Consider the following 24,045-nt stretch of genomic DNA (forward strand, 5'->3'; position numbering starts at 1 on the left):
TGAATCCACCCCGTGACCCCCAGCTTGCTCTGGACGTCTCCTCCCGGGAGTGTCTGGGAGGTTAGGACCGCCGCCTCTGGGATCACTCGAGCCTCGCTGGTCTTCGAACAGCGCCCGGTCCGCAGCCGGCGGATCAAGGAAAGCGAACCCGGTCAGCGCCAGTCCCTCGGTCAACCACCTGGTCACCACGTCGTACGCACGCCGCCAACGCGCCTGGTCAAACATTTCCCGCCTCCCCGTCCGAACCGTCACCAGGGCGAGTGTGGCAACCCGTTCTCCAAGCTCGATCGAGCCTTACTGGCCGCAGGACCGCGGCACGTCTTCCTTCCCGAGCGGTGGTGAGGACGGCTCTATCCGGTAACCACCAGATCTCCAGCGGTGACTGTCAGCATCACGACGGCACCGGTCCCAACAGCTCCGGTGTCCTCGACGAGGAGACCTTCGGCACCCGATGGAGGGAACATGACGAACGAGCCCTCGCCCATGGCGCTCAGCACGCCGCCGTACAGCGACGACCGTCCCGACCAGGAGCAGGTCCTGCTGATGCTGGCGGGCAAGTGGATCACGGGCGTGCTGCACGTGGTCGCCCGCCTGGGCATCGCCGACCTGCTGGCCGACGGGCCGCGCACCGTGGAGGACCTGGCCGGGGCCACCGAGGCGCACGAGCGTACGCTCTACCGGTTCCTGCGCGCGGCGGCCTCCGTAGGCGTGTTCGCCGAGCGGCCCGACGGCCGTTTCGAGCTCACGCCCAAGGCTCAGTACCTGCGCAGCGACGTCCCCGGGAGCCTGCGCAACCTCGCCTACTTCTACGGTGAGACGACCGTGTGGAACTGCTGGGGCCACGTGATGGACACGGTCCGCACCGGCGAGGCCGTGGGCCCGAAACTGCGCGGGGGTAAGACCTGGTTCCAGTACCTCGAGCAGGACGCGTCGGAATTCGCCGAGGTGTTCCACGGGTCCATGACGGCGCTCAACGACGCCCGCGCTCCGCGCATCGCCGACTCCTTCGATTTCGGCCGTTTCCCCGTGGTCGCCGACATCGGGGGCGGGCAGGGGCAACTGCTCTCGGCGATCCTGCGGCGCCACCCGGCGGTGCGCGGCATCCTGTACGACATCCCCACCGCCATCAAGGGCGCCCGCGAGTTGCTCGCGCGTGAGGGTGTGGGCGAACGGGTGCACTGTGAGGAGGGCAGCTTCTTCGAGAGCGTCCCGAGCGGCGCCGACGCGTACGTCCTCAAGGCGATCATGCACGACTGGAGCGACGCCGAGTGCGAAGGCATCCTGCGCCGCGTGCGCCAGGCGATCGGCGGCAAGCATGAGGGGCGGCTGCTGATCATTGACGGGGTGCTGCCCGAGTTGAACGCATGGCACTACAGCAAGCTCATGGACCTCGCCATGCTTGTGAACGACAAGGGCGCCGAGCGCACCGCTGAGGAGTGGCGCCGGCTGCTGCAGGTCTCCGGGTTCGAGTTGGTCGGCATCCATCCGACTGCTCCGCCGCACGGCATCGTCGAGGGCAGGCCCGCCTGAGCCGTGTGACCTCCCCGCGACCAGTCAGCCCCGGAAGGAGCCATGGCCATGAGGCTCGGTGTCAACCTCACCTACCAGAGCGCGGTACGGGTGGCGCAGGAGGCCGAGCGGCTCGGCTACGACCTCGCGCTCGCGCCCGAAGGGTACCGGTCCGACGCCGCCACCGTGCTCGGCACGGTGGCGATGCGCACGCGGACCATCGACCTGGCGTCCGCTGTGTTCCAGATCCCAGGCCGGACCCCGGCGCTCACCGCGTTGACGGCATCGACGCTGGACGCTCTGTCCGACGGACGCTTCCGCCTGGGACTGGGCGTCTCCAATCCCGACATCAGCGAGGGTTGGTACGGCGTGCCGTTCGACCGACCGTTGGGACGTACCCGCGAATATGTAGACATTGTGCGACGCGCCCTCAACCGCGAGCAGGTCGTCCACGTAGGCGAGCACTACCGGCTGCCGCCCCAGGGGAGCACCGCGACGCCCTTCACGCTGCTCACCCAGCCGGTCCGGCGGCACATCCCCATCTATCTGGCGGCGGTCGGCCCGCGGAACCTGGAACTGGCGGGCGAGATCTCCGACGGCTGGCTGGGCGTCTTCTGCACCCCCGAAACGCTCACGCAGGCCCTGGACCACCTGCGGACCGGCCGGAACAAAGCCGGAAAGAACCTCGACGGCTTCGAGGTGCTGCCCGGGCTGCCGGTGTCCGTGAACGACGACCCGGACCAGGCCATGGACGCGGTGCGCGGCTACTTCGCTCACTTCCTCGGCATGGGCGATCGCAGGCGGAACTTCTACTGCAAGCTTGCCGGGCGGATGGGCTTCGGTCAGGAGGCCGCCGCTGTCCACGAGCGCTACGCCGCGGGCGACCTCAAGGGGGCGCGGGCGGCCGTGCCCGCCGGGTTCGCCGACCGCGTCTCCCTGCTGGGCCCGGTCACCCGGATAGCCGACCGGATGCGGGAATATCTGAAGAGCGGGGCCACGACCCTCGTCGTCTCGCCCTTCGCCACGACCGGCGACGGGCAGCTCGACATCCTTCACGCCGTGGCCGCCGCCCGCGAGAGCATCGAACGCTAGGACGAGCAGCCAGGACCGGGCCCGTGGACAGGCATCGGCCGCCGGCCCTGGGCAAGGGTCACGCCCGCGACAGCAGGAACAACGTATAGGCGGCCAGCGAACCGGCGTCCCTGACCGCGCCCGCGCGGACCATCTGCTCGAACTCGGCCCGTGGCACCCAGCGCTGGCGCATGTCCTGCTCACTGTGCTCGCGGGCGCTGGCGCCGTGCTCAAGGCCCGTCGCGAGGTAGACGTTGGATCGTTCGGTGCTGATGGCGTGCGCCACGTCGATGGTGCCGAGCAGCGTGAGGCCGGCAGGACGTAATCCGGTCTCCTGCTCGAGTTCCTGACGTGCCGCCTCCTCGAGCGTTGGCGCGGGCGCGAACCCCTGCGGAAAGCTCCACGAGCGCCGCCGCATCGGATAACGGTATTCCTCGACGAGATGGAAACCGTCGTCCTCCAGCGGGATCACCAGCACGGCGTTGGGCCGCTCCAGATAACCGTAGACGCCGCGCGACCCGTCGGGCCGCTCGATCTCGTCCTCGCGCAGCGTCATCCAGGTGTTGGAATAGATGACCTCGGTGGAGACCTGCCGGATCGAGGGGTGGTTCATGCCGCACAGCCCGCAGCCGGATCAGGACCTGCCGCGGCCCGCACACGCGGGCCCACCGCGGCGTCCACCATGGAACCACGTCCTCCCGGGAGAAGTCGTCGCGTGCCGCTCAGCGGCTCGCCTGAGCAAGGATCAGCGTAACTCTCCCGGAGAGCGTGCGCCGGGGCACGATCGCACACCGCCGGCGACAGGCCCGGCCGGCCCCAGGGCCCCCTGGTCGGCCGGCGAGCGGGTCAGGCCGGTGCGACCGGTTTGATCGGGGTGCGGCCGCGGCCGAGCACCCACAACATCGCGGCGAACGCGGCCACCTGGAGCGGCCAGCCCATCACGATCTTGGCGAAGCCGAGGGCCGCCACCGCCTGGTCGCCGCCCCCGAACAGGTAGACCGGCCCCTGGACGGCCACCCGCACCGCGCACGGCAACATGAGCAGCCACGTCAGCCGGGTGCAGAGGCGCACGATGCCCGGGTCCTTGTGCCAGGCCGTCGGGTCGCCCGTGACCGAGCCGATCAGGAACCCGACGACCGGCCAGCGCGTGACGATCGACACCAGCATGCCGACCATGTAGGTGGCGTTCCAGAGAATGCCGGGCAGGAAATAGTCCTTCGCGTCGCCCGTGCGGCTGGCGAAGAACGCGCCGATCGCGATGCCGATCAGGCTGTTGATCACGAACTGCGGCGTGGAGCGCTGCACGATCCGCACCACCAGCAGCAGGACCGCCAGGGCGACGCTGATGATCAGCGACAGCTTCAGGTCTTCGGTGGTGAGCCAGGACACCGTGAAGGCGATCGTCGGGACCGCCGCCTCGATGATGCCGCGCACCCCGCCGAAGGCCTTGGCGAGCTGGGCCCGCACCGCCGCCTCAACCGTGTCGTGGGCGGCCTCTTCTGCCTCGGCACTCACTCGATCAACTCCCTGGGCGCAGCTCGTAACGCGGATTGAACATCACCTTGCGCCCGTCCTGCATGCTGACCAGGCCCTCGGCCTTGACCGTGCGGCCGGGCTCGATGCCCGCGATCTTGCGACGGCCGAGCCAGACCAGGTCGATCACGTCCGACCCGTCGTAGAGCTCGGCCTCGAGCGCGGGAGCACCGCCCCTCGGGCGCAATGTCACTGTACGTAGCGTACCCGCCACGCAGAAGCGCCGGCGCCCGCCACACGAAGCGATGGGGGTGGCGCCGACCTCATCGGCGTCCTCCCGCAGCTCCTGGGCCTCGATCTCGGACTGGGACGAGGCCAGCCGAGTCAGGAACCCGCGCAATCCCCTGCGTTTCCGGGGCTCTGCCGTACTCATGATGGAGCCAGCCTATGTGATGTCAGCCGTCAGCGAATCTCGCTGATTTCCGGCCCTCTCCTGAACGGGTTGAACCCCTGCTCGTCCTCCTGCTGCTCAGCGCCCGGATCGCTGGGCCTGCGCAGCGGGATCGGCTCCTCGCGGGCCATCGGCTCGTCACCCCGCACGACCACGACGTCCTTGATGAAGTCGATGTACGCCGTCGCGATCGTCTCGTCGACGGCCGCCTTGCCGGAGATCACCGCGAGCAGGAACCAGCGCGGCCCGTCGACGCCGAGGTAGCGGGCCGGCCTGGCGGCGCCGTCGACCTTCATCTCGCCGGTCAGCTCGCTGCCGAAGGGGCCCTCCTGCTCCTCCAGGTGCTTGGCCTGGGCCAGGATCTTGGCCTTCACCTCGTCCCACAACCCCGAACTGCGCGGCGCGGCCAGGGCCTGCAGTTGCAGCGAGCTGTCTTCGTACAGGGCCACGACGCCGACGTGCTGGTCGCCGACCGACGCCAGCCGTACGTCGAAGTCGGGATTGTGCGGCAGCCGCAGGCCGCCGAGGTCGATCCTGTCCGTGTCGGGGTGGGGCTCGTCGGCGTCCCACGGGCCGGACTCTCGGTCGGGCGCGGCAGGCTCCTGCTCGATCGCCCGTTCCGGCTGCTCACGACGACGACGTCGGAACACGTTCCTCACTCTCCTTGCTCACCGGGCCGCCTGGCGGCCCGCCATGTCGAAGGGCCGCGGGCGCGGCCCGCCGGTCAGCGTCCTGTCGATCCGAATCCGTTGGCGCCGCGCACCGAACCGGGCAGGCGTCGGACCTCGTAGAAGGCCGCGCGCTCCACCCGCTGCACCACGAGCTGCGCCATGCGGTCGCCCCGCTGGAGACGGAACGGCTCCTTGGCGTCGGTGTTGATCAGCGTCACCTTGATCTCGCCGCGGTATCCGGCGTCGACCGTGCCGGGCGCGTTGACCAGGGTGACACCGTGCCGTGACGCGAGCCCCGACCGCGGGTGCACGAACGCCGCGTATCCGTCGGGAAGGGCGATCGCCACTCCCGTGCCGACGACGGCCCGCTCGCCCGGCATCAGCTCGACGTCCCGCACCGCGTAGAGGTCCGCGCCCGCGTCACCCGGGTGGGCGTAGGACGGCATCGGCAGCCCGTCGTCGAGCCGGTGGATGAGGACCTCGGGGCCCGCACCTGCGTTGGTCAAGGGTTCACCTCGTAGTCGTGTTCGGCGGCGATCGCGGCCAGATCGCCGTGCTCGGCGAAGTGTTCCATGTTCACCTCGATGAACAGCGCTGCCGCGCGGACGGCGACCGGTCCGCCGGGGGCGCCGATCCGCCCCTCAGCCTCAAGGTACGCCTTCCTGCCCGCGATGCCGTTGCACCAGGCACGCAGGTGGAGTGTCGTGCCCACGGGGACGGGGAGGAGATAGTCGGTCTCCAGACGTCCCGTCACATAAGGCTTGCGGAACAGGTAGACGGACATCCCGATGACCTCGTCCATCGCCGCGGCCAGCACGCCGCCGTGCGCCAGCATCGGCGCTCCCTGATGCGCCTCCCCCACGGTGAACTCCGCCTCGACGGTGGACCCGTCGGGTGTCCTGGCCGTGAGGTGCAGGCCGTGGCGCTGGTCGGCGCCGCAGCCGAAGCAGTGGTTGTAGTGGCTGCGCAGGCCGGTGCCGGGCGGCGGCGCCTCAGGATGCACCGCGGGCGGGGCGGCGCCCGGCTGCGGGGTCGTCAGGGGAGAACGCGTCACGGGTGATGAGGTTACTCCGTGTCGGGCCGTCCGCTGTCATCGTCACGGCCCGGTGGCCTGCGCCATCCGCGACCCCGGTCACGGCGCTCTAGTCACGCGGGCCGGTCTCGTCCCCGCGTTCCTCGGGGTCCTCACCGCGTGGCCCGGCGGTGGTCCGGTCCTGCCGGCCGGAGGGCTCGCGACGCGGCTCCCCGGCTCCGGAGTGCTCGCCGGCGTCGCCGTCCCTGGGCCTGGGGACCTCTGCGGCCTCACCCGGGCCGGCGGCCGGACGGGCGCGGGGGGTGTCGCCAGGAGTGGGAGGTTCCGGCCCGGCCGGGGTGAGGGACGTGCCGTCCGGGGCCGGCAGTGCGGGCGGGCGGGATCGCAGTTCCGGCAGCGCCCGGTAGATCACCGCCGCCACGGGCACCGCCACGGCGGCCCCCGCGATGCCCGCGAGGATGCCGCCGACCGCCAGGACCAGGATGATCGCCAGCGGGTGGAAGTTGAGGGCCCGTCCGACGATCAGCGGCTGGAGCACGTGGTTCTCCAGCTGCTGCTCGATGATGAGGATGCCGAGGAAGATCAGCGCGAAGATGAGGCCCTTGGCGCCCAGCGTGACGAGCGTGGCGACGGTGCCCGCGAAGAAGATGCCGACGATGGGGATGAAGCTGGCGAAGAAGATCAGCACGGCCAGCGGCGCCCACAGCGGCACCCCCATGCCGGCCAGCACGACCCCCATGATCAGACCGTGCACGGCGGCCACGGCCACGGTGCCCTGGACGTAGTGGGAGAGCGTGGTCCACGCGGCCCGCCCGGCACGGTCGACGCGCGGAGCCACGCTGCCGAACGCCTTGAGGAACCACGTCCAGATGCGGTCGCCGTCCTTGAGCAGGAAGAACGTCACGAAGAGCAGCAGCACGATGGACGCGAGCACCTCGAAGGCCACCGCGCCGGCCGACAGGACGGTGCCCGTGATGGCCGTGCGCTGCGCGTTGACCATGTCGACGACCTCGTCGACATAGCCGGTGATCTGCGCCTCTTCCAGCTGCAGCGGGCCGCTGATCAGCCACTCCTGCACGGACCTGGCGGTCTCCTGGACCTGCCGGACGAGGTTGGGGAACTCCTCGCTGGCCCGCGCCCCGACGAGCCAGCCGGTGCCGGCCAGCACGGCCAGCGCCACCAGCATGGTGATCCAGGTGGCGTAGATGGGCCGCATGCCGGCGTGGCGCAGGGCGTTGGTCAGCGGGAACAGCAGCGCGGTCAGCAACAGCGCGATCGCCACGGGCAGCGCCACGAACGTGAGCCCGGCGATGACCTGGACGAAGTAGTAGACGACCACGCCGACGAGGATCAGGCACCCGCACCATGCGGCCATCTTGGCCAGGACGGGCGGCACGAGATTGGTTGGGCGGTCGGGAAGCACGATTCAAGACTGGCACGTCCAGGCGGCGGATGCGCGCGGTTATCGCCCTGGCGTGATCTCGTGCGGGCCGCGCCGACGCCGTCGTGCCCGGCGCGCGTGGCTAGCGCCGGTCACCGGTCATGGGCAGCTCGCGCATGCCGCGCAGCGGCGAGGTGACCAGCCACAGGAACGGCAGGCAGACGCCGGCGGCGGCGGCCAGCAGCGTGTGCCTGACCCCGACCGCCTCGCTGAGCACTCCGCCGAACAGCGCGCCGAGCGGCATCATGCCCCACACGAGGAAGCGGATGGTGGCGTTCATCCGGCCGAGCAGCTGCTCCGGCGTGATGGCCTGGCGGAAGCTGAGCTGGGTGACGTTGAAGACGACCGCCCCTGCTCCGAAGAAGAACTCGAACACCACGAACAGCGCGAGCCGCCAGTCGGCCGCCACCCACTGGAGCAGGAACATCAGCGGCGCGGTCAGCGCGATGGCCAGCCACATCGTCGGTCCCTGCCCGAACCTGCGGGCCAGCCGGGCGTTGAGCAGCGCGCCGGACACACCGCCGACCCCGCCCGCGGCCATGAGCAGGCCGATCGTGCCCGCCTCCAGGCGGAGCTCCCTGGCCAGCAGCAGCAGGATCGCCGGCTGACTCATCGAGACGAACAGGTTGGCGGTGGCGGCGCATGCCGCGATGCGGCGTAACAGCGGGTGCCCGAGCACGAACCGGACGCCCTCGCCGATCTCCTTGCCCAGGTGGGCGCGCGGGTGCTTCTGGCGGGGCTCGGGCCGGCGGATCGTCGCCAGGCAGACGGCCGACCAGGCGAACCCGGCCACCGTCACGGCCAGCGCGAACGGCGCCGTGAGGAACTGGATGAGGTAGCCGCCCACTCCGGGCCCGCCGAGCTGGGCCACCGTGCGCACGCCCTCCAGCGCCGAGTTCCCCTCGACGAGCCGCTCACGCCCCACGAGGTGCGGGAGATAGCTCTGGTACGCGGCGTCGAAGAACACGGTGCACACGCCGAGCGCGAGCGCCACGGCGTACAGCTGGTGGATCGAGAGCGCGCCGAGCCACCAGGCCGCCGGCACCGACGCGAGCACGAGGGCGCGCACCCAATCGGCGACCACCATCACGGCCCGCTTGGGCAACCGGTCGACGATCGCGCCCGCGGGCAGCCCGATCAGCACGAAGGCCAGGGTCTGGAACGCGGCCAGCACGCCCACCTCGAGCTCCGAGGCGTCGAGCGCCGAGACCGCGACCAGCGGCAGGGCCAGCACGAGCACCTGGCTGCCCGCCTGGCTGGCGGTGTCGGCGAGGAAGAGCCGGCGAAAGCCGCGATCGCTCAGCAAGGTCACCCGATGAGCATCGCACGACCGATTGAGAAATATCAATCGGTTACGATGGCCTGTCATGGGCCCTCATCGCCGTCCCGCCACCGAGGAGGAGGCCCGCGCCCTGGCCTCCTCCGTGCGTCTGCGTATCCTGCGGCTCTGCCTGGACGAGGCGCTCACCAACAAGGAGATCGCCGGACGGCTCGGCGCGAACCCCGCCACCACGCTGCACCACGTGCGCAAGCTGGTCGACACCGGTTTCCTGGCCGCCGAGGCGCACCGTCCCGGCCCGCGCGGCTCCACGGAGATCCCCTACCGGGCCACCGGCAAGTCGTGGGAGATGGACGTCAAGGAGAGCGGGGTGACCGGCGCGAACGCGGCCATGCTCGATGCGTTCCTGGAGGAGGTCAGGCTCGTCGACGTCGAGGAGGTCGACCTCACCAGGCTGGGACTCAGGCTCACCGCCGAGGGACACACCGAGTTGCGGCGGCGGCTGGCGGAGGTGTTCGAGGACTTCCGCGGGCGGACACCACCCGACGGGGAGGCCTATTCGCTCTTCTTCGCCCTGCACAAGGACGTCAGCAGGGACCGCTGACGCCGGGCCCCCGCGCAGGGGCGCCCGGCGTGCGGGTTTCAGCCGAGATGGACCTCGGCGTGCAGCGCGTCGCCGTGCTCCAGGACGAACTCCTCGACATTGCCCGCCGCGCACAGGTCGTCCTGAGCCAGGCGTACGAGCGCGGTCTCAGGGCCCGTGACGGTGAGCCTGCTGACCTCGGCCCGCATCGACAGCTTGGCCTCCGACTTGGCCTTGCGCACGCGCCCGAGCACCTCCGAGGCGACGGCCAGCACCGCCGGGTCGCCGTCGCCGCGCCTGACCTGAGGCCACGGCGCGCGGTGGATCGAGCCCTCGCGCCACCACGACCACACCTCCTCGGTCACGAAGGGCAGGAACGGCGCGAACAGCCGCAGCAGCACGTCGAGCGCCTGCCGCAGCGCCGCGTGGGCGGAGGCCGCGGCGGGGCCGGACTCGTAGGCGCGGGCCTTGACCAGCTCCAGGTAGTCGTCGCAGAACGCCCAGAAGAAGCGTTCGACGGCCTCCAGCGCCCTGCTGTGGTCGTAGGCGGCGAGCCCCTCCCCCGCCTCGCGTACGGTGTCGGACAGGGCGGCCAGCATCGACAGGTCGAGCGGCTCGGTCACGTCGCCCTCGCTGCCGGCCAGTCCGAGCACGAACTTCGAGGCGTTGAGGATCTTGATCGCCAGCCGCCGGCCGATCTTGAGCTGGCCGGCGTCGAAGGCGGTGTCGACGCCGTAGCGCCCGTTGGCCGCCCAGTAGCGGACGGCGTCGGAGCCGTGCTTGTCGAGCAGGTCGAGCGGGGTGACGACGTTGCCCTTGGACTTGGACATCTTCTTGCGGTCGGGGTCGAGGATCCACCCCGAGATCGCCGCGTTGTGCCACGGCAGCCCGTCGAACTCGTAGTGCGACCTGACCACGGTCGAGAACAGCCAGGTGCGGATGATCTCGTGCGCCTGGGGCCGCAGGTCGGCCGGGAAGACCCGCTTGAACAGGTCGTCGTCGCTCTCCCAGCGGCCGGCGATCTGCGGCGTCAGCGACGAGGTGGCCCAGGTGTCCATGACGTCGGGGTCGGCCACGAACCCGCCGGGCACGCCGCGCTGGTCCTCGGCGTAGCCGGGCGGCACGTCGGTGGACGGGTCGATCGGCAGGGTGTCCTCGGCCGGCATGAGGGGCGCGTCGTGGACGGGCCGTCCCGACGCGTCGACCGGATACCAGACGGGGAAGGGAACGCCGAAGAAGCGCTGGCGGGAGATCAGCCAGTCGCTGGTGAGCCCCTGCACCCAGTTGTCGTAGCGGACGCGCATGTGCGGCGGGTGCCACACCAGCTCACGGCCCCGTTCCAGCAGCCGCTCGCGCAGTTTCTCGTCGCGTCCGCCGTTGCGGATGTACCACTGCCGGGTGGTGACGATCTCCAGCGGTTTGTCCCCGCGCTCGTAGAACTTCACCGTGCGCCGCACCGGCTTGGGGTCGCCCTCCAGGTCGCCGGCCTCGCGCAGGAGCTCCACGATCCGCTCGCGCGCGCTGTGGACGGTCTTGCCCGCCAGCTCTTTGTACGGCTCGCCGTCGACGCCCTCGGGCGGCTCGGGCAGCAGCCGGCCGTCCCAGCCGATGACCGGCCGGGTCGGCAGCTGCAGCTCACGCCACCAGGTGACGTCGGTGATGTCGCCGAACGTGCAGATCATCGCGATGCCGGTGCCCTTGTCGGGTTCGGCCAGGCGGTGGGCCAGCACCGGCACCTCGACGCCGAACAGCGGCGTCAGCACCGACGTGCCGAACAGCGGCTGGTAGCGCTCGTCGTCGGGGTGGGCGACCAGCGCCACGCAGGCCGGGATCAGCTCGGGCCTGGTGGTCTCGATCCAGACCGGCCCCTGCTCGCCGTAGAAGGAGATCTTGTGGAAGGCGCCGGGCCACTCGCGGTCCTCGAGCTCGGCCTGCGCGACGGCGGTGCGGAAGGTGACGTCCCACAGCGTGGGCGCCTCGGCGAGGTAGGCCTCGCCGCGCTTGAGGTTGCGCAGGAACGCCCGCTGGGAGACCGCCCGGGACTCGTCGCTGATCGTGGTGTAGAGCAGCGACCAGTCGACCGACAGGCCGACCCGCCGCCACACCTCCTCGAACACCTGCTCGTCGATGGCGGTCAGCTTGTGGCACAGCTCCACGAAGTTCCGCCGCGAGATGGGCACGTCGCGCTTGCCCGGCTTGTCCGGCGGGACGAAGTCAGGGTCGTAGGGCAGCGACGGATCGCAGCGCACGCCGTAGACGTTCTGGACCCGGCGCTCGGTGGGCAGGCCGTTGTCGTCCCAGCCGATGGGGTAGAACACCGACTTGCCGATCATGCGCTGGTAGCGGGCCATGATGTCGGTCTGGGTGTAGGAGAAGACGTGCCCGATGTGCAGCGAGCCCGACACGGTGGGCGGCGGCGTGTCGATGGAGTAGACCTGCTCGCGCGGCGCGGACCTGTCGAAACGGTAGGTGTCCCCGGCGTCCCAACGAGCTACCCATACCTGCTCCAAACCCTCAAGGGTGGGCTTTTCCGGCATGGAGGCATGGCCTGGTCGCTGTTGAGTCATGCCTCCTTATGCTACGGCTTCGGCGCACGGGAAGCAGTACAGACTAGTGTTCGTTACCAACGGGAAGGGAGATCGGCATGGCGGAGGACAAGCCCGACGTGGCCTGGCGGGTCATCGGCGGCTTGGTGGGGCTCGTGACGGCCTGGGCGGCCAGGAAGATCCTCGGGTTCGTCTGGGTGAAGGCGACCGGCAAGGAGCCCCCCATCGACACAGACTCACCCGAGGTCAGCCTGGGTGAGGCCATCGGTTACGCCGTGCTCATGGGCGTCGGCATGTCCGTGGCCCAGATCGTGGTCAACCGGACCGCCAAGAAGCGTTACGACGCGTGGAAGGCTGTGAAGCAGGTGACTCCAGGGCATTGAGGAACTCACTCGCCCAGCGGTCCACGTCATAGGTGGCCACCCGGCGGCGCATGGTGCGCATCCGGCGGGCCAGCTCGTGCGGCGTGGCCCGCATGGCCGTCATCATCTGGCGCTTGACGTCCTCCACGTCGTACGGGTTGACGAGGTACGCCTGGCGCAGCTCGTCCGCCGCCCCGGTGAACTCGCTCAGCACCAGCGCGCCGTTGAGGTCGTGGTGGCAGGAGACATATTCCTTGGCCACCAGGTTCATCCCGTCGCGCAGCGGGGTGACGACCATGACGTCGGCGGCGAGATAGAGCGCGGCCAGTTCCTCCTGGTCGTAGGACTGGTGGAAATACTGCACCGGCTGGTAGCCGAGCTGCGCGTGCTCGCCGTTGATCCGGCCCACCTGGAGCTCGATGTCGTCGCGCAGGCGCCGATACTCCTCCACCCGTTCCCTGCTCGGCGTGGCGATCTGTACGAACACCGCCTCGTTCGGCTGCAGCCGCCCGTCGTTGAGCAGCTCGCCGAAGGCCTCCAGCCGCTGGCCGATGCCCTTGGTGTAGTCGAGGCGGTCCACGCCGAGCAGCACGTGCTCGGGGTCGCCCAGCTCGACCCTGATCTCCTTGGCCCTGGCCGCGATGTGCGCCTCGCGTACGAGCGAGTCGAGGTGCGCGAAGTCCACGGAGATCGGGAACGCCTGCGTGGTGACGATGCGGTCGTCGAGGAAGATCTCGTTCCCCTTGTACGGCAGCCCGAGCAGCCGCCGGCACAGCCGGCGGAAGTTGGAGGCGCCGCCGGGCAGCTGGAAGCCGACCAGGTCGGCCCCGAGCAGCCCTTCGACCAGTTCCTTGCGCCAGGGCAGCCGCCAGAACAGCTCCGTCGGAGGGAACGGGATGTGCAGGAAGAACCCGATCCGCAGGTCGGGCCGCAACCTGCGGAGCATCGCGGGCACCAGTTGCAGCTGATAGTCCTGCACCCACACGACGGCGCCCTGTTCGGCGGCTTCGGCGGCAGCGGCGGCGAAACGCTCGTTGACCGAGCGGTAGGCCTCCCACATCTCCCGGTGGTAGACCGGTGGGGCGACGACGTCGTGGTACAGCGGCCACAGGGTCGCGTTGGAGAAGCCCTCGTAGTACAGCTCAACTTCGCTGGCGGACAGCGGGATCGGGACGAGGTTCATGCCGTCATGCTCGAACGGCTCGAGCTTCTCGTCGGGCGCCCCGTGCCAGCCGGCCCAGGCTCCGTGGCGGCGCTTCATCACCGGTGCGATCGCCGTGACGAGCCCGCCAGGACTCCTGCGCCACGAGGCCGTTCCGTCAGGCTCGATCGTGCGGTCCACCGGCAACCGGTTCGCGACGATCAGAAACGAGCTACGGCCAGTCACGCAGTCCTCCTCTAGGGGTCAAATGCCGGGAGAGCCGCCAAGAGCGCGACTCATAGCGACCGCCACCGACTCCGGCCCCGCATGGGGGATGATCGCGGCGATGTGGGAGTCGGGCCTGATGAGCCATGCCTCATCGGGCCCGGCGCCGAGCTTCTCGGCGAGCGAGCCTGTCCCGTCCATCTCCGCGAACCCACGTACGGCGAGCGGCGCCCTAATGACCTTGCCCACAACCTGCACAAACAAACGCGAATCGCACATTTCACCCAGTAGAACCAGGAAACCGTCCCGGCAGAACTCCCGCAGCCTGCCCTGGGGCAACCGCACGTCCGGAAGAATCACTCCAGGGGCGGGCACACAGGGTGAGTCCCTGGGCGGCCTGCCGGAAAACGGACGGCCCGGATCCGGCGTTGTGAGCGGCGAGTCCACGTACCAGAAGGGCTCGGCGAACCTGCCCGAGTCGATCTCCGCGATCCGCCCGCCCTCCAGCGCCGTCCTCCTGCGCATCCGCTCCTCCACGGTTCTCGGCGCGATGAACCGCATGGTGGCCGCGGTGACCTCCAGGTTCTCCAGCGCCGCCGCGTGCCGCTCGATGTGGTACGTCTCCAGCAGCCCCTCCCCTGCCCATCCGTTGAGCACGAAAGCCAGCTTCCAGGCCGCGTTCTCGGCGTCGGGGACGCCGGAGTTGAGCCCGCGCGCCCCGAACGGGGCCACCAGGTGGGCGCAGTCGCCGGCGAGCAGCACCCGGCCGACGCGCATGCGGGAGGCGATCCGCGAGTGGAACCGGTACGTGCTGTGCCACGACAACTCGTACGGCCGGTCCCCGACGACCCTGCGGATGGCCCGCGCCCGGTCGGCGTCCGCCGGGATGAAGTCGGGCGCGATCTGCCAGTCGATCCTGAACGTCCCGCCGGGGCACGGATGGATCAGCACCTGGCGGCCCGGGTTCCACGCGGGGTCGAAGTGGAAGTGGCGCTCGTTCTCCCGGCCCGGCAGGTCGGCCCTGACGTCGCAGATCAGGAACTGGTCGTCGTAGGTCTGCCCGTCGAACGTGACGCCGAGCGCCTCGCGCACCCGCTGGGCCCTCGCGCCCGCGCAGGCCAGCACGTAGGGGGCGCGCAGCAGCCGGGCGCCGCAGTGGACGGTGACGCCGGCGGCGTCCTGGGTGATGCCGGTGACCTCGTGGTTCCAGCGCACCTCGATGAGCGGCCGGGCGGCCACGGCCGCGTCGAGGATCTGCTCGGTGCGGGTCTGGGAGAGGTTCACGCACGCCGGCAGCGGGCCCTCCTCCTCGAACGACCACGAGAACAGCTCGCGGCCCCGGTAGAAGGTGCGGGAGGTGGTCCAGGCCAGGCCCTCCTCGGCGATCCGGCCCGCGCCGGCGGCGTACCAGATGTCCAGCACGTCGCGCTGCTGGCAGATCGACTTCGACCCGCCCCGTCCGCGCTCCGGGCGCTGGTCGAGCACCAGCACCCGGATGCCCCACCGGGCCAGCAGCAGCGCCGCGCTCAGCCCGACCGGGCCCGCCCCGATGACGATCACCTGCGGGTCACCGGCCCGCGTCTCCAAGGGCTGCCGCTTCCCACCGGGATCCGCCGGCGAGGCGAACGGCTCGGACATCGCCCACCCTCCTGACTGTCCGTGATCAAATCACCACTGGTAGAAGCCCTTCCCGGTCTTGCGGCCCAGCTCACCGGCGGCGACCTTCTCCCGGAGCAGCGCGGGCGGCTCGAAGCGGGGCCCGAGCCTGGCGTGCAGATAGTCGGCGATGGCCAGCCGCACGTCGAGGCCGACCAGGTCGCTGAGTTCGAGCGGCCCCATGGGGTGGCCGTAGCCGAGCGTCATGGCCGTGTCGATGTCCTCGGCCGAGGCCACGCCCTCCTCCACCATGCGGACGGCCTCCAGCCCGAGCAGCACCCCCAGCCGGCTGGTGGCGAACCCCGGCGAGTCGCCGACCACCACGCTGGTCTTGCCGATGCGCTCGACGTGCTCCTTGGCACGTTCGAGTACGGCGGCCGGCGTGGCCCCGGTGACCACGATCTCCACCAGCCGCTGGACCGGCACCGGGTTGAAGAAGTGCAGGCCGATCAGGCGCCCGGGACGGTCGAGCGCCGCGGCCAGCTCGGCTATGGACAACGAGCTGGTGTTGGTGGCCAGCACGGCGTCGTCCCCCACCCGCGCCTCGGCCTCGGCCAGCACCTCCGCCTTGAGCGCCGCGTCCTCGGGCACCGCCTCGATCACCAGGCCGGCGTCCGCGGGCACCTCGGCCATGGCCAGGCGGGCCAGCGCCGCGTCCTTGTCCACCAGGCCCTTGGACTCGGCGATGGCCACGCCGTCGGCGATGCGCCGCCGGGCGGCCTCCGCCTGCGGCTCCTGTACGGTGACGTGATCGCCCGCGGTCAGGAAGACCTGCGCGATGCCGGCGCCCATGCGGCCGCCGCCGATCACGGCCACGTTCATGGGGCCTCCACCAGCGTCGCGACGCCCGCGTTCATGGGGCCTCCACCAGCATCGCGACGCCCTGACCCACGCCCACGCAGAGGCTGGCCAGCCCGCGACGGCCGGACTCGCGCTCCATGCGGCCGAGCAGCGTGACGACGAGGCGGGCGCCCGAGCAGCCCAGCGGGTGACCGAGCGCGATGGCGCCGCCGTCGGCGTTGACCGTTTCCGGGTCCAGGCCGAGCCGGCGTACGCAGGCGAGCAGCTGCGGCGCGAACGCCTCGTTGATCTCGACGGTGTCGATCCCGCCGGGGCCGGCGGACTCCCAGCCGGCCCTGGCCAGCGCCTTGCGCGTGGACGGCACCGGGCCGAGGCCCATCAGGTGGGGATCGACGCCCGCGGACGCGCCGGTGACGATCCTGGCCCGCGGCGTCAGGCCGTGGCGGCGTACGGCCTCCTCGCCGGCGACCACCACGGCCGCCGCGCCGTCGGAGAGCGGGGACGACGAGCCCGCCGTGACGACGCCGCCGTCGCGGAAGATCGTCCTCAGTCTGGCCAGGCGCTCCATCGAGGTGTCGGGTCGCGGGCCCTCGTCCTCGCTCACCTCGCCCACCGGTACGAGGTCGGCGGCGAAGCGTCCCTCCTTGGCCGCCGCCACCGCGCGGGTGTGGCTGCGCAGCGCCCAGGAGTCGGACTCCTCCCTGGTGATGCCGTCGAGCGCGGCCACCTCCTCGGCCGTCTCGCCCATCGACATCGTGGTGCGCGCGTCGAAGCTCGGGTTGGGGAAGCGCCACCCGAGCGAGGTGTCGACCACCTCGCCCGGCTTCGCCCAGGGCGTGCCGGGTTTGGCCATCACCCAGGGAGCCCGGGTCATGGACTCGACGCCGCCCGCCACCACGAGGTCCGACTCTCCCGCGCGCACCGCCTGCGCGGCCGAGACGATCGCGGTCAGGCCGCTGGCGCAGAGCCGGTTGACGGTGTACGCGGGCGTCGTCGCGGGCAGCCCGGCCAGCAGGGTGGCCATGCGGGCGACGTTCCTGTTGTCCTCGCCCGCCTGGTTGGCGGCGCCCAGCACCACCTCGTCGAACGCCTCGGGGTCGGCGCCGCTGCGGCGCACCGCCTCGCCGACGACCAGGGCCGCCAGGTCGTCGGGCCGGGTGGCGGCCAGCGCGCCGCCGTACCTGCCCATGGGGGTGCGTACGCCGCCGACCAGGTACACCTCAGTCATGTCACTCCTCGTGTGGGGGATTCATGCCGGTCGCCTGGATTGCACCACATGGAAGCGACCCGCGACGTAGCCGGGGTCGGTGAGCGAGGCGGTGGCGGCGGGGTTGGCGCCGCTGCCGTGGTAGTCGCTGAACGCGGCCGACTGGTTGACGAACACGCCGCCGGTCAGGTTGCACGACAGGTTGACGCCGGCGTCGATGGCGGCCCGCTCGGCCTGGTCGAGCACGTCGGAGGAGGTGGAGTAGGCGGAGGCGGTGAGCGCGCCGCGGGCCTTGATCGTGCGGCGCAGCACGTCGAGGCTGTCCTGCGTCGAGCTTGTGGGGATGACGAACGAGATGGGCCCGAAGTGCTCGCGGCCGTAGACCTCCTGCTTGCCGGGATCGACCCGGACGATCACCGGCGTCCTGATCACCGCGTCGGGGAACGCCGGATGCGCGGGCGCCCGCGACGCCAGCACCACCTCCCCGAGCGACGGCGCCGCCTCCACCCTGGCCAGCACGTCCGGGCTGACGAGCGCGCCGGTCAGCTCGACCGCGCGGGCGTCGTCGCCGAGCAGCCGCCCGACGGCGGCGGCCAGCCCGGCGGCGACCTCGTCGAAGCTCTTGTGCCCCTCGTCGGTCTCGATGCCGCCCGCAGGGACGAGGATGTTCTGGGGCGCGGTGCACATCTGGCCGCTGTAGAGCGACAACGAGAACGCCAGGTTGCCCAGCATGCCCTTCCAGGAGCCGGTGGAGTCGATGACCACCGTGTTGACCCCGGCCTTCTCGGTGTGCACGAGCGCCTGCGTGGCGTTGCGCTCCAGCCAGTCGCCGAACTCCGTCGACCCGGTGAAGTCCACGATGCGGATGCCGGGGTGCGTCGCGAGCGTCCTGGCCAGGCCGTGGCCCTCCTCGGCGGCCAGCGTGACGAGCGCGGGATCGTACCCGGCCTCGGCCAGCACCTCCCGGGCGATCTGCACCGTGATCGCGAGCGGCAGCACGGCGCGCGGGTGCGGCTTGACGATCACCGGGTTGCCGGTGGCGAGCGAGGCGAACAGCCCCGGGTAGGCGTTCCAGGTCGGGAACGTGTTGCAGCCGATCACGAGGGCGACGCCCCTGGGCACGACGGTGAACCGTTTCTCCATCACCAGCGGCTCGCCCTTGGCCGGCTTCTCCCAGCGGGCGGCGGAGGCCGAGGAGGTCATGGCGGCGTAGGCGTACGCGACGGCTTCGAGCGCGCGGTCCTGCGCGTGCGGCCCGCCCGCCTGGAAGGCCATCACGAACGCCTGCCCGCTGGTGTGCTGCACGGCGTTGGCCAGCTCGAAACCGCGCTGGTTGATGCGGTCGACGATCTCGACGCAGGCCAGGGCGCGCGCCTCGGGCCCGGCGTCCCGCCAGGCGGGCAGCGCCGCCTGCGCGGCCGCGACCAGGTCGCCGGGAACCGGCTCCGGGTAGGTGACGCCGAGGTCGATCCCGTACGGCGAACGCTCGGCGCCGATCCACGTCCCGGTGCCCGGCTGGTCGAGCGGGAAGGGTTTGCCGAGGAGGGACTCGAACGCCTCCTTGCCGCGCTCGGCCGCGCCCTCGCCGTAGACGCGCGGGCTGGGCGATTCGGGGTAGGCACTCCAGTAGCCGCGTCCGGCGATCGCGGACAGGGCCTGCTCCAGGGTCTCGCGGTGCTGTTCGAACATGGTCCACCCTCTTGACAGCGATCGTCCGGACGGTGAAGTGTTTACCGAACATTCAGTCAGTTGACAAGGGAGACCTGCGTTGGAGAGCGCGCGTCGCATGATGGACGCCGACACCGCCTCCGCGGCCCTGGGCATCGAGCTGATGGAGCTGGGCGAGGGACGCGCGGGCGACGAGCTGGTGGCCGCCGCCGCCGAACGCACCCGCTACGGGCGCAGCGGCATCTACGACATCACCGTGCGCGGGCCGGACGGTCAGGTGGTCGCGGAGTTCCGCGGCCGGAGCCGGGAGCTGACGTGAGACGAGGACAACCCCCGGACCCCGGAGAGCTCGACCCGATCGAGCGGATCTCGCGTGACGAGCTCATGGCGCTGCAGCTCGAACGGCTCCGGAGCACCCTCGCCCACGCCTACCGCAACGTCCCCCTCTACCGGCGCAAGTTCGACGAGGCCGGCGTGCACCCCGACGACTGCAGGCAGCTCGGCGACCTGGCCCGCTTCCCCTTCACCACGAAGGAGGACCTGCGCGGCGGCTACCCGTTCGGCATGTTCGCCGTGCCGCGCGAGCAGGTGGCCAGGATCCACGCCTCCAGCGGCACCACCGGCCGGCCGACCGTGGCCGGCTACACGAGGAACGACCTCGACGTGTGGGCCGAGGTCATGGCCCGGTCGATCCGCGCCTCCGGCGGCCGGCCCGGCGACCTCGTGCACGTGGCCTACGGGTACGGCCTGTTCACCGGGGGCCTGGGCGCCCACTACGGCGCCGAGCGGCTGGGCTGCACCGTGGTGCCGGTCTCCGGCGGGATGACGGCGCGGCAGGTCCAGCTCATCACCGACTTCCGGCCCGACATCGTCATGGTCACGCCGTCGTACATGCTGGCCCTGCAGGACGAGTTCGAGGCGCGGGGGCTGGACCCGCGCGCGTCCTCGCTGCGGATCGGCATCTTCGGCGCCGAGCCGTGGACGGAGCGGATGCGCGAGGAGATCGAGGACCGCTTCGACCTGCACGCCGTGGACGTCTACGGGCTGTCGGAGGTGATGGGGCCCGGCGTGGCCAACGAGTGCGTGGAGAGCAAGGACGGCCTGCACGTCTGGGAGGACCACTTCTACCCGGAGACGGTCGATCCCCTCACCGGTGAGCTCGCCGAATCGGGCGAGCTGGTCCTCACCAGCCTCACCAAGGAGGCCATGCCCGTCATCCGCTACCGCACCCGCGACCTGACCAGGCTGCTGCCCGGCACCGCCCGGCCGGCCTTCCGACGGATGGAGAAGGTGACCGGTCGCACCGACGACCTGATCATCTTGCGGGGCGTGAACGTGTTCCCCACCCAGATCGAGGAGCTGGTGCTGCGTACGCCCGGCCTGTCGCCGCACTTCCAGCTCCACCTGACCCGTCCCGGGCGGCTCGACGTGATGACGGTCAGGGTCGAGGCCCGGCCCGGTTTCGCGGGCGGCATCGAGGCGGGTGCGGCGCTGCGTCACCTGGTCAAGGCGACCGTGGGCGTGAGCGTTGAGGTCGAGGTGGTGGACCCGGAGACGCTGGAACGGTCGGCCGGCAAGCTGAAACGCGTCATCGACAGGCGGATAACCAGCGATAATTGATGACATGGCCACCCCCACCCCTACGCGCCAGCGCCGGCGCGGGCACGACCCCGAGTCCGTGCTCTCCATCGCCGTGGGCGTCTTCAACGAGCGCGGCTACGACGGGACGAGCATGGAGGACCTGGCGAGGGCGCTCGGCGTCACCAAGTCGGCCATCTACTACCACGTGCCCGGCAAGGAGCAGCTGCTCGCGCGGGCGCTCGACCGGGCGCTGGACGGGCTGTCCGAGATGGTCGCCGACGAGCGGGCCGCCTCGGGTCCCGCGATCGAGCGCCTGGAGTGGGTCGTACGGCAGAGCGTGCGCATCCTCGTCGACCGGCTGCCGTACGTGACGCTGCTGCTGCGGGTGCGCGGCAACAGCCGCACGGAGCAGGCGGCGCTGGAGCGGCGGCGGGAGTTCGACGCCTTCATCAGCCGCCTGGTCAAGGAGGCGGCGGCAGAGGGGAGCATCCGGCCGGACGTCGATCCGGCGCTGGTGACGCGGCTGTTGTTCGGGACGGTCAACTCGATCGCCGACTGGTATCAGCCCTTGCGCGGCGCCTCGTCGGACGATGTGGCCGACGCGCTGCTCAAGATGGCGTTCAACGGGCTAAGGGTCTAGTTCGTCGCGCTTGCGGTGGCCGAGCTCGCGCTGCTCGGTCGAGGGTAACGGCCGCTTGACGCGCAGGTCGTCGCGTACGGCCTCGCCGAGTTTTTTGGTCGCGATGCGGTTGAGCGCGCCGCCGGCCACGGCTCCGGTGAGGAACGGGCCCAGCGTGGTCAGGTGGCGGCCGAGCGTGCGGAGCAGGCGGTTGCGCAGGGCGGTCTTGGTGGCGGCGCCGAGGGCGAGCGAGACGGAGGCGGGTGTGAGGGGGTCGATGCCACGCTGCTTGGCCCAGGCGGAGGTGAAGGCGACCGCGCGCTGCGCTCCGGTGCCCTGGACGTGCACGCCGTAGACCTCGTGCAGCTCGGCCAGGAGCTTGACCTCGATGGCGGCGACGACGATGGTCTCCGCGACGAGCTGCGCGGGGGCGGAGAGCAGAAGGGGTGGTGCGGCGAACTCGGCGGCCGCGAGGGCCCCGCCGATCGCGCCGACGGTCATCGTGGCCTTCTGGGCGGTGCGTACGAGGTCGTCGGCGAGTTCTTCGCCGGTCAGTCCGTGGTGGTGGTCGGAGAGGGTGTGCAGGTCCCTGATCGGGATGCGGGGCGCGATGTTGAGAAAGACGTCGGCCAGCCAGCGGCCGCGGCCCGCGCCGGTCGCGCGTGCCCGCTTCGCTCCGGCGGACAGGGCCTGGGCTAGACGGCCGAGCAGCCTGCGCCGCTCGGCCGGCTCGAGCTCACCGGGCCGGGTGAGCTTGCCTACGAGTTCGCCGACCTCGCGATCGGGGTCGGCGACCTCGTTGCCCTCGTGGTGTTCTCTCTCGGTCTCGGCCACGCGATGCCTCCTCTGGTTAGGCGCACTCCCGGCAGACCTGCTGTCCGTTCCTCTCGGAGGCCAGCTGGCTTCGGTGGTGCACCAGGAAGCAGCGCGAGCAGGTGAACTCGTCCGCCTGGCGGGGGATCACCCTCAGGGACAGCTCTTCGTTCGACAGGTCGGCACCGGGCAGTTCCAGCGACTCGGCCAGGTCGGTCTCGTCGATGTCGATGCTGCCGGACGACTTGTCGGTGCGCCGCGCCTGGAGCTCCTGGAGGCTGTCCTCCCCCAGGTCGTCGTCTGTCTTGCGCGGGCTGTCGTAGTCGGTAGCCATGGTGCTTACTCCATCCCCCTCATCCATATGTCTTCGCGCTCGTCGCGCGTCTTCTAACGTCCGGGAGGCCCGTCTTGTGCCCGTTCCGCCGGAGAGATTTCCCATCGGTACCCCGAGGAAACGGACAACGAACCTCCCAACACGTCAGGGCCTGCTGCCGAGGGCATTGGTTAGCCAAATATGGCGAAACCCACAGCCTTGGCGTCATGCACCACCGTGTTCGACGGCACATCCAACCACATGTGCGGCACCAATGAGACGCCCCCCGCTCCTCAACACGCGCACGAACGCGACACCGCAACGCCGATGTCAGCGTCTCGGAAGCCGAATGGTCACGACCAGCCCTCCACCATCGCGCGGCACGGCGGTCACATTTCCGCCGTGGGCATGTACGACCGCACGGACGATGGACAGCCCGAGACCCGATCCCTTGGCCGAATCCACGCGGTCGGCGTGGAGCCTCCTGAACGGCTCGAACAGGCTGTTCACCTCGTACGCCGGGACGTGCTGTCCCGTGTTGGCCACCTGAACAACCAAGGCACCGTCCGCCATTCCCGTCCGGATCCACACTTTTCCGTTTTCGGGAATGTTGTACTTCACAGCGTTCTCGAGCAGGTTGCTGACGGAGCGTTCCAGCAGCACCGGGTCGCCGATGGTAGGCGCGCTGACCAGTTCGGTCGTCACGCTGACCCCGTGTTCCTGGGCGAAGGGCGTGACCTGTTCCACGGCCGTCTGAGCGACGTCCTGAACGTCCAGGGGTTTGCGCACGGCGAGCTCGCGTTCGCTCCTGGCGAGCAGCAGCAGCCCCTCGATGAGCTTCTCGTTGCGCGCGTTGACCTCGAGCAGGGTACGGCCGAGCGTTTTGAGGTCCTCCGACGCCTCGGGGTCCGACAGGGCGATCTCCAGGACCGTGCGATTGATCGTGAGGGGGGTGCGCAGTTCGTGCGAGGCGTTGGCCACGAATCTGCGCTGGGTGTCGAAGGCGATGTTGAGCCTGGTGAGCATGGCGTCGAAGGTGTCGGCCAGCTCCTTCAGCTCGTCGTTGGGGCCTTCCAGGGCGATGCGCTGGTGGGCCAGGGTGCTCTCGGACAGTTTGCGTGCCGTGGCGGTCATCTGCGCCACCGGCCGCAGCGCCCGGTCGGCGACGAAATAGCCGATGATGAGCGCGAGGATGCCGACCCCGAACAGCGCCAGGAACGCGCTGCTGAACAGGGCGTCGCGGGCGTCCTGCACCGCCTGCCGCTGGAACTCCTGCCACGCGGCGTCGAGCCGGGTGTTCTGGACGGGGTCGAGCCCCCAGTTGATGGAGGGCCACGCGTAGTCGATGGCCGTACCGACGATCACATAGACCGAGAACAGCAGCACCGCGGCGGCCGCGAAGACGAGCGCGCCGTAGGTGAGCGTCAGCCGCCACCGGATGCTGACCCTGCCGGGCAGGTCCTTCATCCGCTCCATCGGCGTGCGCTGCACCGGCGGCTGGGCCGGCGGCGGGGGCGGGCCGTCCCAGGCGGGCGGCCCGCTGGGCGGCGGCGCCTGCTGGACCCGCGTCGCCTTCCGCTCGGAATGCGGGCTGATCATCGG

Annotated in this window: 23 protein-coding genes and 1 pseudogene; 7 read left to right on the forward strand and 17 right to left on the reverse strand. The window is 70.7% G+C overall.

Annotated elements, in window-relative coordinates; genetic code table 11:
- The first annotated feature begins 462 nt into the window (after positions 1-462).
- Positions 463-1,530: a methyltransferase gene (locus tag E1295_RS12660; protein ID WP_132630449.1), complete on the forward strand. Its 1,068-nt coding sequence runs from the start codon at positions 463-465 to the stop codon at positions 1,528-1,530.
- A gap of 48 nt (positions 1,531-1,578) precedes the next feature.
- Entirely contained in the window at positions 1,579-2,601 is a 1,023-nt protein-coding gene (locus E1295_RS12665; protein WP_132630450.1) for an LLM class flavin-dependent oxidoreductase, read from the forward strand.
- A 58-nt stretch (positions 2,602-2,659) separates the two neighbouring features.
- On the opposite strand, the gene E1295_RS12670 is transcribed toward E1295_RS12665, so the two are convergent.
- The 8 genes from E1295_RS12670 to E1295_RS12705 form a co-directional block, all read right to left on the reverse strand.
- A complete protein-coding gene (locus tag E1295_RS12670) occupies positions 2,660-3,193 on the reverse strand; it encodes an NUDIX domain-containing protein (protein WP_181957980.1) in 534 nt (177 codons plus the stop codon).
- A 233-nt stretch (positions 3,194-3,426) separates the two neighbouring features.
- Positions 3,427-4,095, reverse strand: coding sequence for a DUF3159 domain-containing protein (locus E1295_RS12675; protein ID WP_166427194.1), 669 nt, complete (start codon positions 4,093-4,095; stop codon positions 3,427-3,429).
- Positions 4,096-4,099: 4 nt separating this feature from the next.
- Positions 4,100-4,306, reverse strand: a complete 207-nt coding sequence (locus tag E1295_RS52400; protein ID WP_225289212.1) for an OB-fold nucleic acid binding domain-containing protein — start codon at positions 4,304-4,306, stop codon at positions 4,100-4,102.
- 209 nt (positions 4,307-4,515) lie between these two features.
- Complete coding sequence (locus tag E1295_RS12685; protein ID WP_132630451.1) at positions 4,516-5,154, reverse strand: DUF3710 domain-containing protein; 639 nt, start codon at positions 5,152-5,154, stop codon at positions 4,516-4,518.
- 74 nt (positions 5,155-5,228) lie between these two features.
- Positions 5,229-5,681: a dUTP diphosphatase gene (dut, locus tag E1295_RS12690; RefSeq protein WP_132630452.1), complete on the reverse strand. Its 453-nt coding sequence runs from the start codon at positions 5,679-5,681 to the stop codon at positions 5,229-5,231.
- Positions 5,678-6,229, reverse strand: a complete 552-nt coding sequence (locus E1295_RS12695; RefSeq protein WP_132630453.1) for a PaaI family thioesterase — start codon at positions 6,227-6,229, stop codon at positions 5,678-5,680. The genes dut and E1295_RS12695 overlap by 4 nt, the downstream gene beginning before the upstream one ends.
- Before the next feature lie 88 nt (positions 6,230-6,317).
- Positions 6,318-7,631 carry an AI-2E family transporter gene (locus E1295_RS12700; RefSeq protein ID WP_132630454.1) on the reverse strand — a complete coding sequence of 438 codons (1,314 nt, stop codon included), beginning with the start codon at positions 7,629-7,631 and terminating at the stop codon, positions 6,318-6,320.
- A 100-nt stretch (positions 7,632-7,731) separates the two neighbouring features.
- Positions 7,732-8,961 carry an MFS transporter gene (locus tag E1295_RS12705; protein ID WP_246079999.1) on the reverse strand — a complete coding sequence of 410 codons (1,230 nt, stop codon included), beginning with the start codon at positions 8,959-8,961 and terminating at the stop codon, positions 7,732-7,734.
- Between the two features lie 55 nt (positions 8,962-9,016).
- Here E1295_RS12705 and E1295_RS12710 point away from each other — a divergent pair, with 55 nt between their 5' ends.
- Entirely contained in the window at positions 9,017-9,532 is a 516-nt protein-coding gene (locus E1295_RS12710) for an ArsR/SmtB family transcription factor (RefSeq protein ID WP_132630456.1), read from the forward strand.
- Between the two features lie 38 nt (positions 9,533-9,570).
- Here E1295_RS12710 and valS read toward each other — a convergent pair whose 3' ends face one another.
- Complete coding sequence (gene valS, locus E1295_RS12715) at positions 9,571-12,048, reverse strand: valine--tRNA ligase (protein WP_132630457.1); 2,478 nt, start codon at positions 12,046-12,048, stop codon at positions 9,571-9,573.
- Between the two features lie 107 nt (positions 12,049-12,155).
- Here valS and E1295_RS12720 point away from each other — a divergent pair, with 107 nt between their 5' ends.
- A complete protein-coding gene (locus E1295_RS12720) occupies positions 12,156-12,440 on the forward strand; it encodes a DUF4235 domain-containing protein (RefSeq protein ID WP_132335970.1) in 285 nt (94 codons plus the stop codon).
- Here E1295_RS12720 and E1295_RS12725 read toward each other — a convergent pair.
- The 5 genes from E1295_RS12725 to paaN are packed head-to-tail and all read right to left on the reverse strand — an operon-like array spanning position 12,373 to position 19,138.
- Positions 12,373-13,806: an alpha,alpha-trehalose-phosphate synthase (UDP-forming) gene (locus tag E1295_RS12725; protein WP_132630458.1), complete on the reverse strand. Its 1,434-nt coding sequence runs from the start codon at positions 13,804-13,806 to the stop codon at positions 12,373-12,375. The genes E1295_RS12720 and E1295_RS12725 overlap by 68 nt on opposite strands.
- An 18-nt stretch (positions 13,807-13,824) precedes the next feature.
- A complete protein-coding gene (locus E1295_RS12730; RefSeq protein WP_132630459.1) occupies positions 13,825-15,423 on the reverse strand; it encodes an FAD-dependent oxidoreductase in 1,599 nt (532 codons plus the stop codon).
- A gap of 30 nt (positions 15,424-15,453) precedes the next feature.
- A complete protein-coding gene (locus E1295_RS12735; RefSeq protein WP_132630460.1) occupies positions 15,454-16,263 on the reverse strand; it encodes a 3-hydroxyacyl-CoA dehydrogenase family protein in 810 nt (269 codons plus the stop codon).
- Between the two features lie 31 nt (positions 16,264-16,294).
- Positions 16,295-17,470, reverse strand: coding sequence for a thiolase family protein (locus E1295_RS12740; protein ID WP_132630461.1), 1,176 nt, complete (start codon positions 17,468-17,470; stop codon positions 16,295-16,297).
- Positions 17,471-17,491: 21 nt separating this feature from the next.
- A complete protein-coding gene (paaN, locus tag E1295_RS12745) occupies positions 17,492-19,138 on the reverse strand; it encodes a phenylacetic acid degradation protein PaaN (RefSeq protein WP_132630462.1) in 1,647 nt (548 codons plus the stop codon).
- A 166-nt stretch (positions 19,139-19,304) separates the two neighbouring features.
- On the opposite strand from paaN, the pseudogene E1295_RS52405 reads away from it, so the two are divergent.
- The 3 genes and pseudogenes from E1295_RS52405 to E1295_RS12760 all read left to right on the forward strand — a co-directional run.
- Positions 19,305-19,436: pseudogene (locus tag E1295_RS52405) on the forward strand (hotdog family protein); the annotation flags it as partial.
- Positions 19,433-20,737: a phenylacetate--CoA ligase PaaK gene (gene paaK, locus E1295_RS12755; protein WP_246080001.1), complete on the forward strand. Its 1,305-nt coding sequence runs from the start codon at positions 19,433-19,435 to the stop codon at positions 20,735-20,737. The pseudogene E1295_RS52405 and the gene paaK, both read left to right, overlap by 4 nt.
- Positions 20,738-20,741: 4 nt before the next feature.
- The gene (locus E1295_RS12760) at positions 20,742-21,338 is read left to right on the forward strand and encodes a TetR/AcrR family transcriptional regulator (RefSeq protein WP_132630463.1); all 597 of its coding nucleotides are present in this window, start codon (positions 20,742-20,744) and stop codon (positions 21,336-21,338) included.
- On the opposite strand, the gene E1295_RS12765 is transcribed toward E1295_RS12760, so the two are convergent.
- The 3 genes from E1295_RS12765 to E1295_RS12775 form a co-directional block, all read right to left on the reverse strand.
- Positions 21,327-22,151 (reverse strand): hypothetical protein, encoded by an 825-nt coding sequence (locus E1295_RS12765; protein ID WP_246080002.1) that lies wholly within the window; start codon positions 22,149-22,151, stop codon positions 21,327-21,329. The two genes, E1295_RS12760 and E1295_RS12765, sit on opposite strands and share 12 nt — an antisense overlap.
- A 16-nt stretch (positions 22,152-22,167) precedes the next feature.
- Positions 22,168-22,464, reverse strand: coding sequence for a DUF4193 domain-containing protein (locus tag E1295_RS12770; protein WP_132630464.1), 297 nt, complete (start codon positions 22,462-22,464; stop codon positions 22,168-22,170).
- Between the two features lie 309 nt (positions 22,465-22,773).
- Positions 22,774-24,042: a sensor histidine kinase gene (locus tag E1295_RS12775; protein ID WP_132630478.1), complete on the reverse strand. Its 1,269-nt coding sequence runs from the start codon at positions 24,040-24,042 to the stop codon at positions 22,774-22,776.
- Positions 24,043-24,045 lie beyond the last annotated feature (3 nt).

This window comes from Nonomuraea mesophila, from assembly GCF_004352805.1.
Lineage (GTDB): Bacteria > Actinomycetota > Actinomycetes > Streptosporangiales > Streptosporangiaceae > Nonomuraea > Nonomuraea longispora.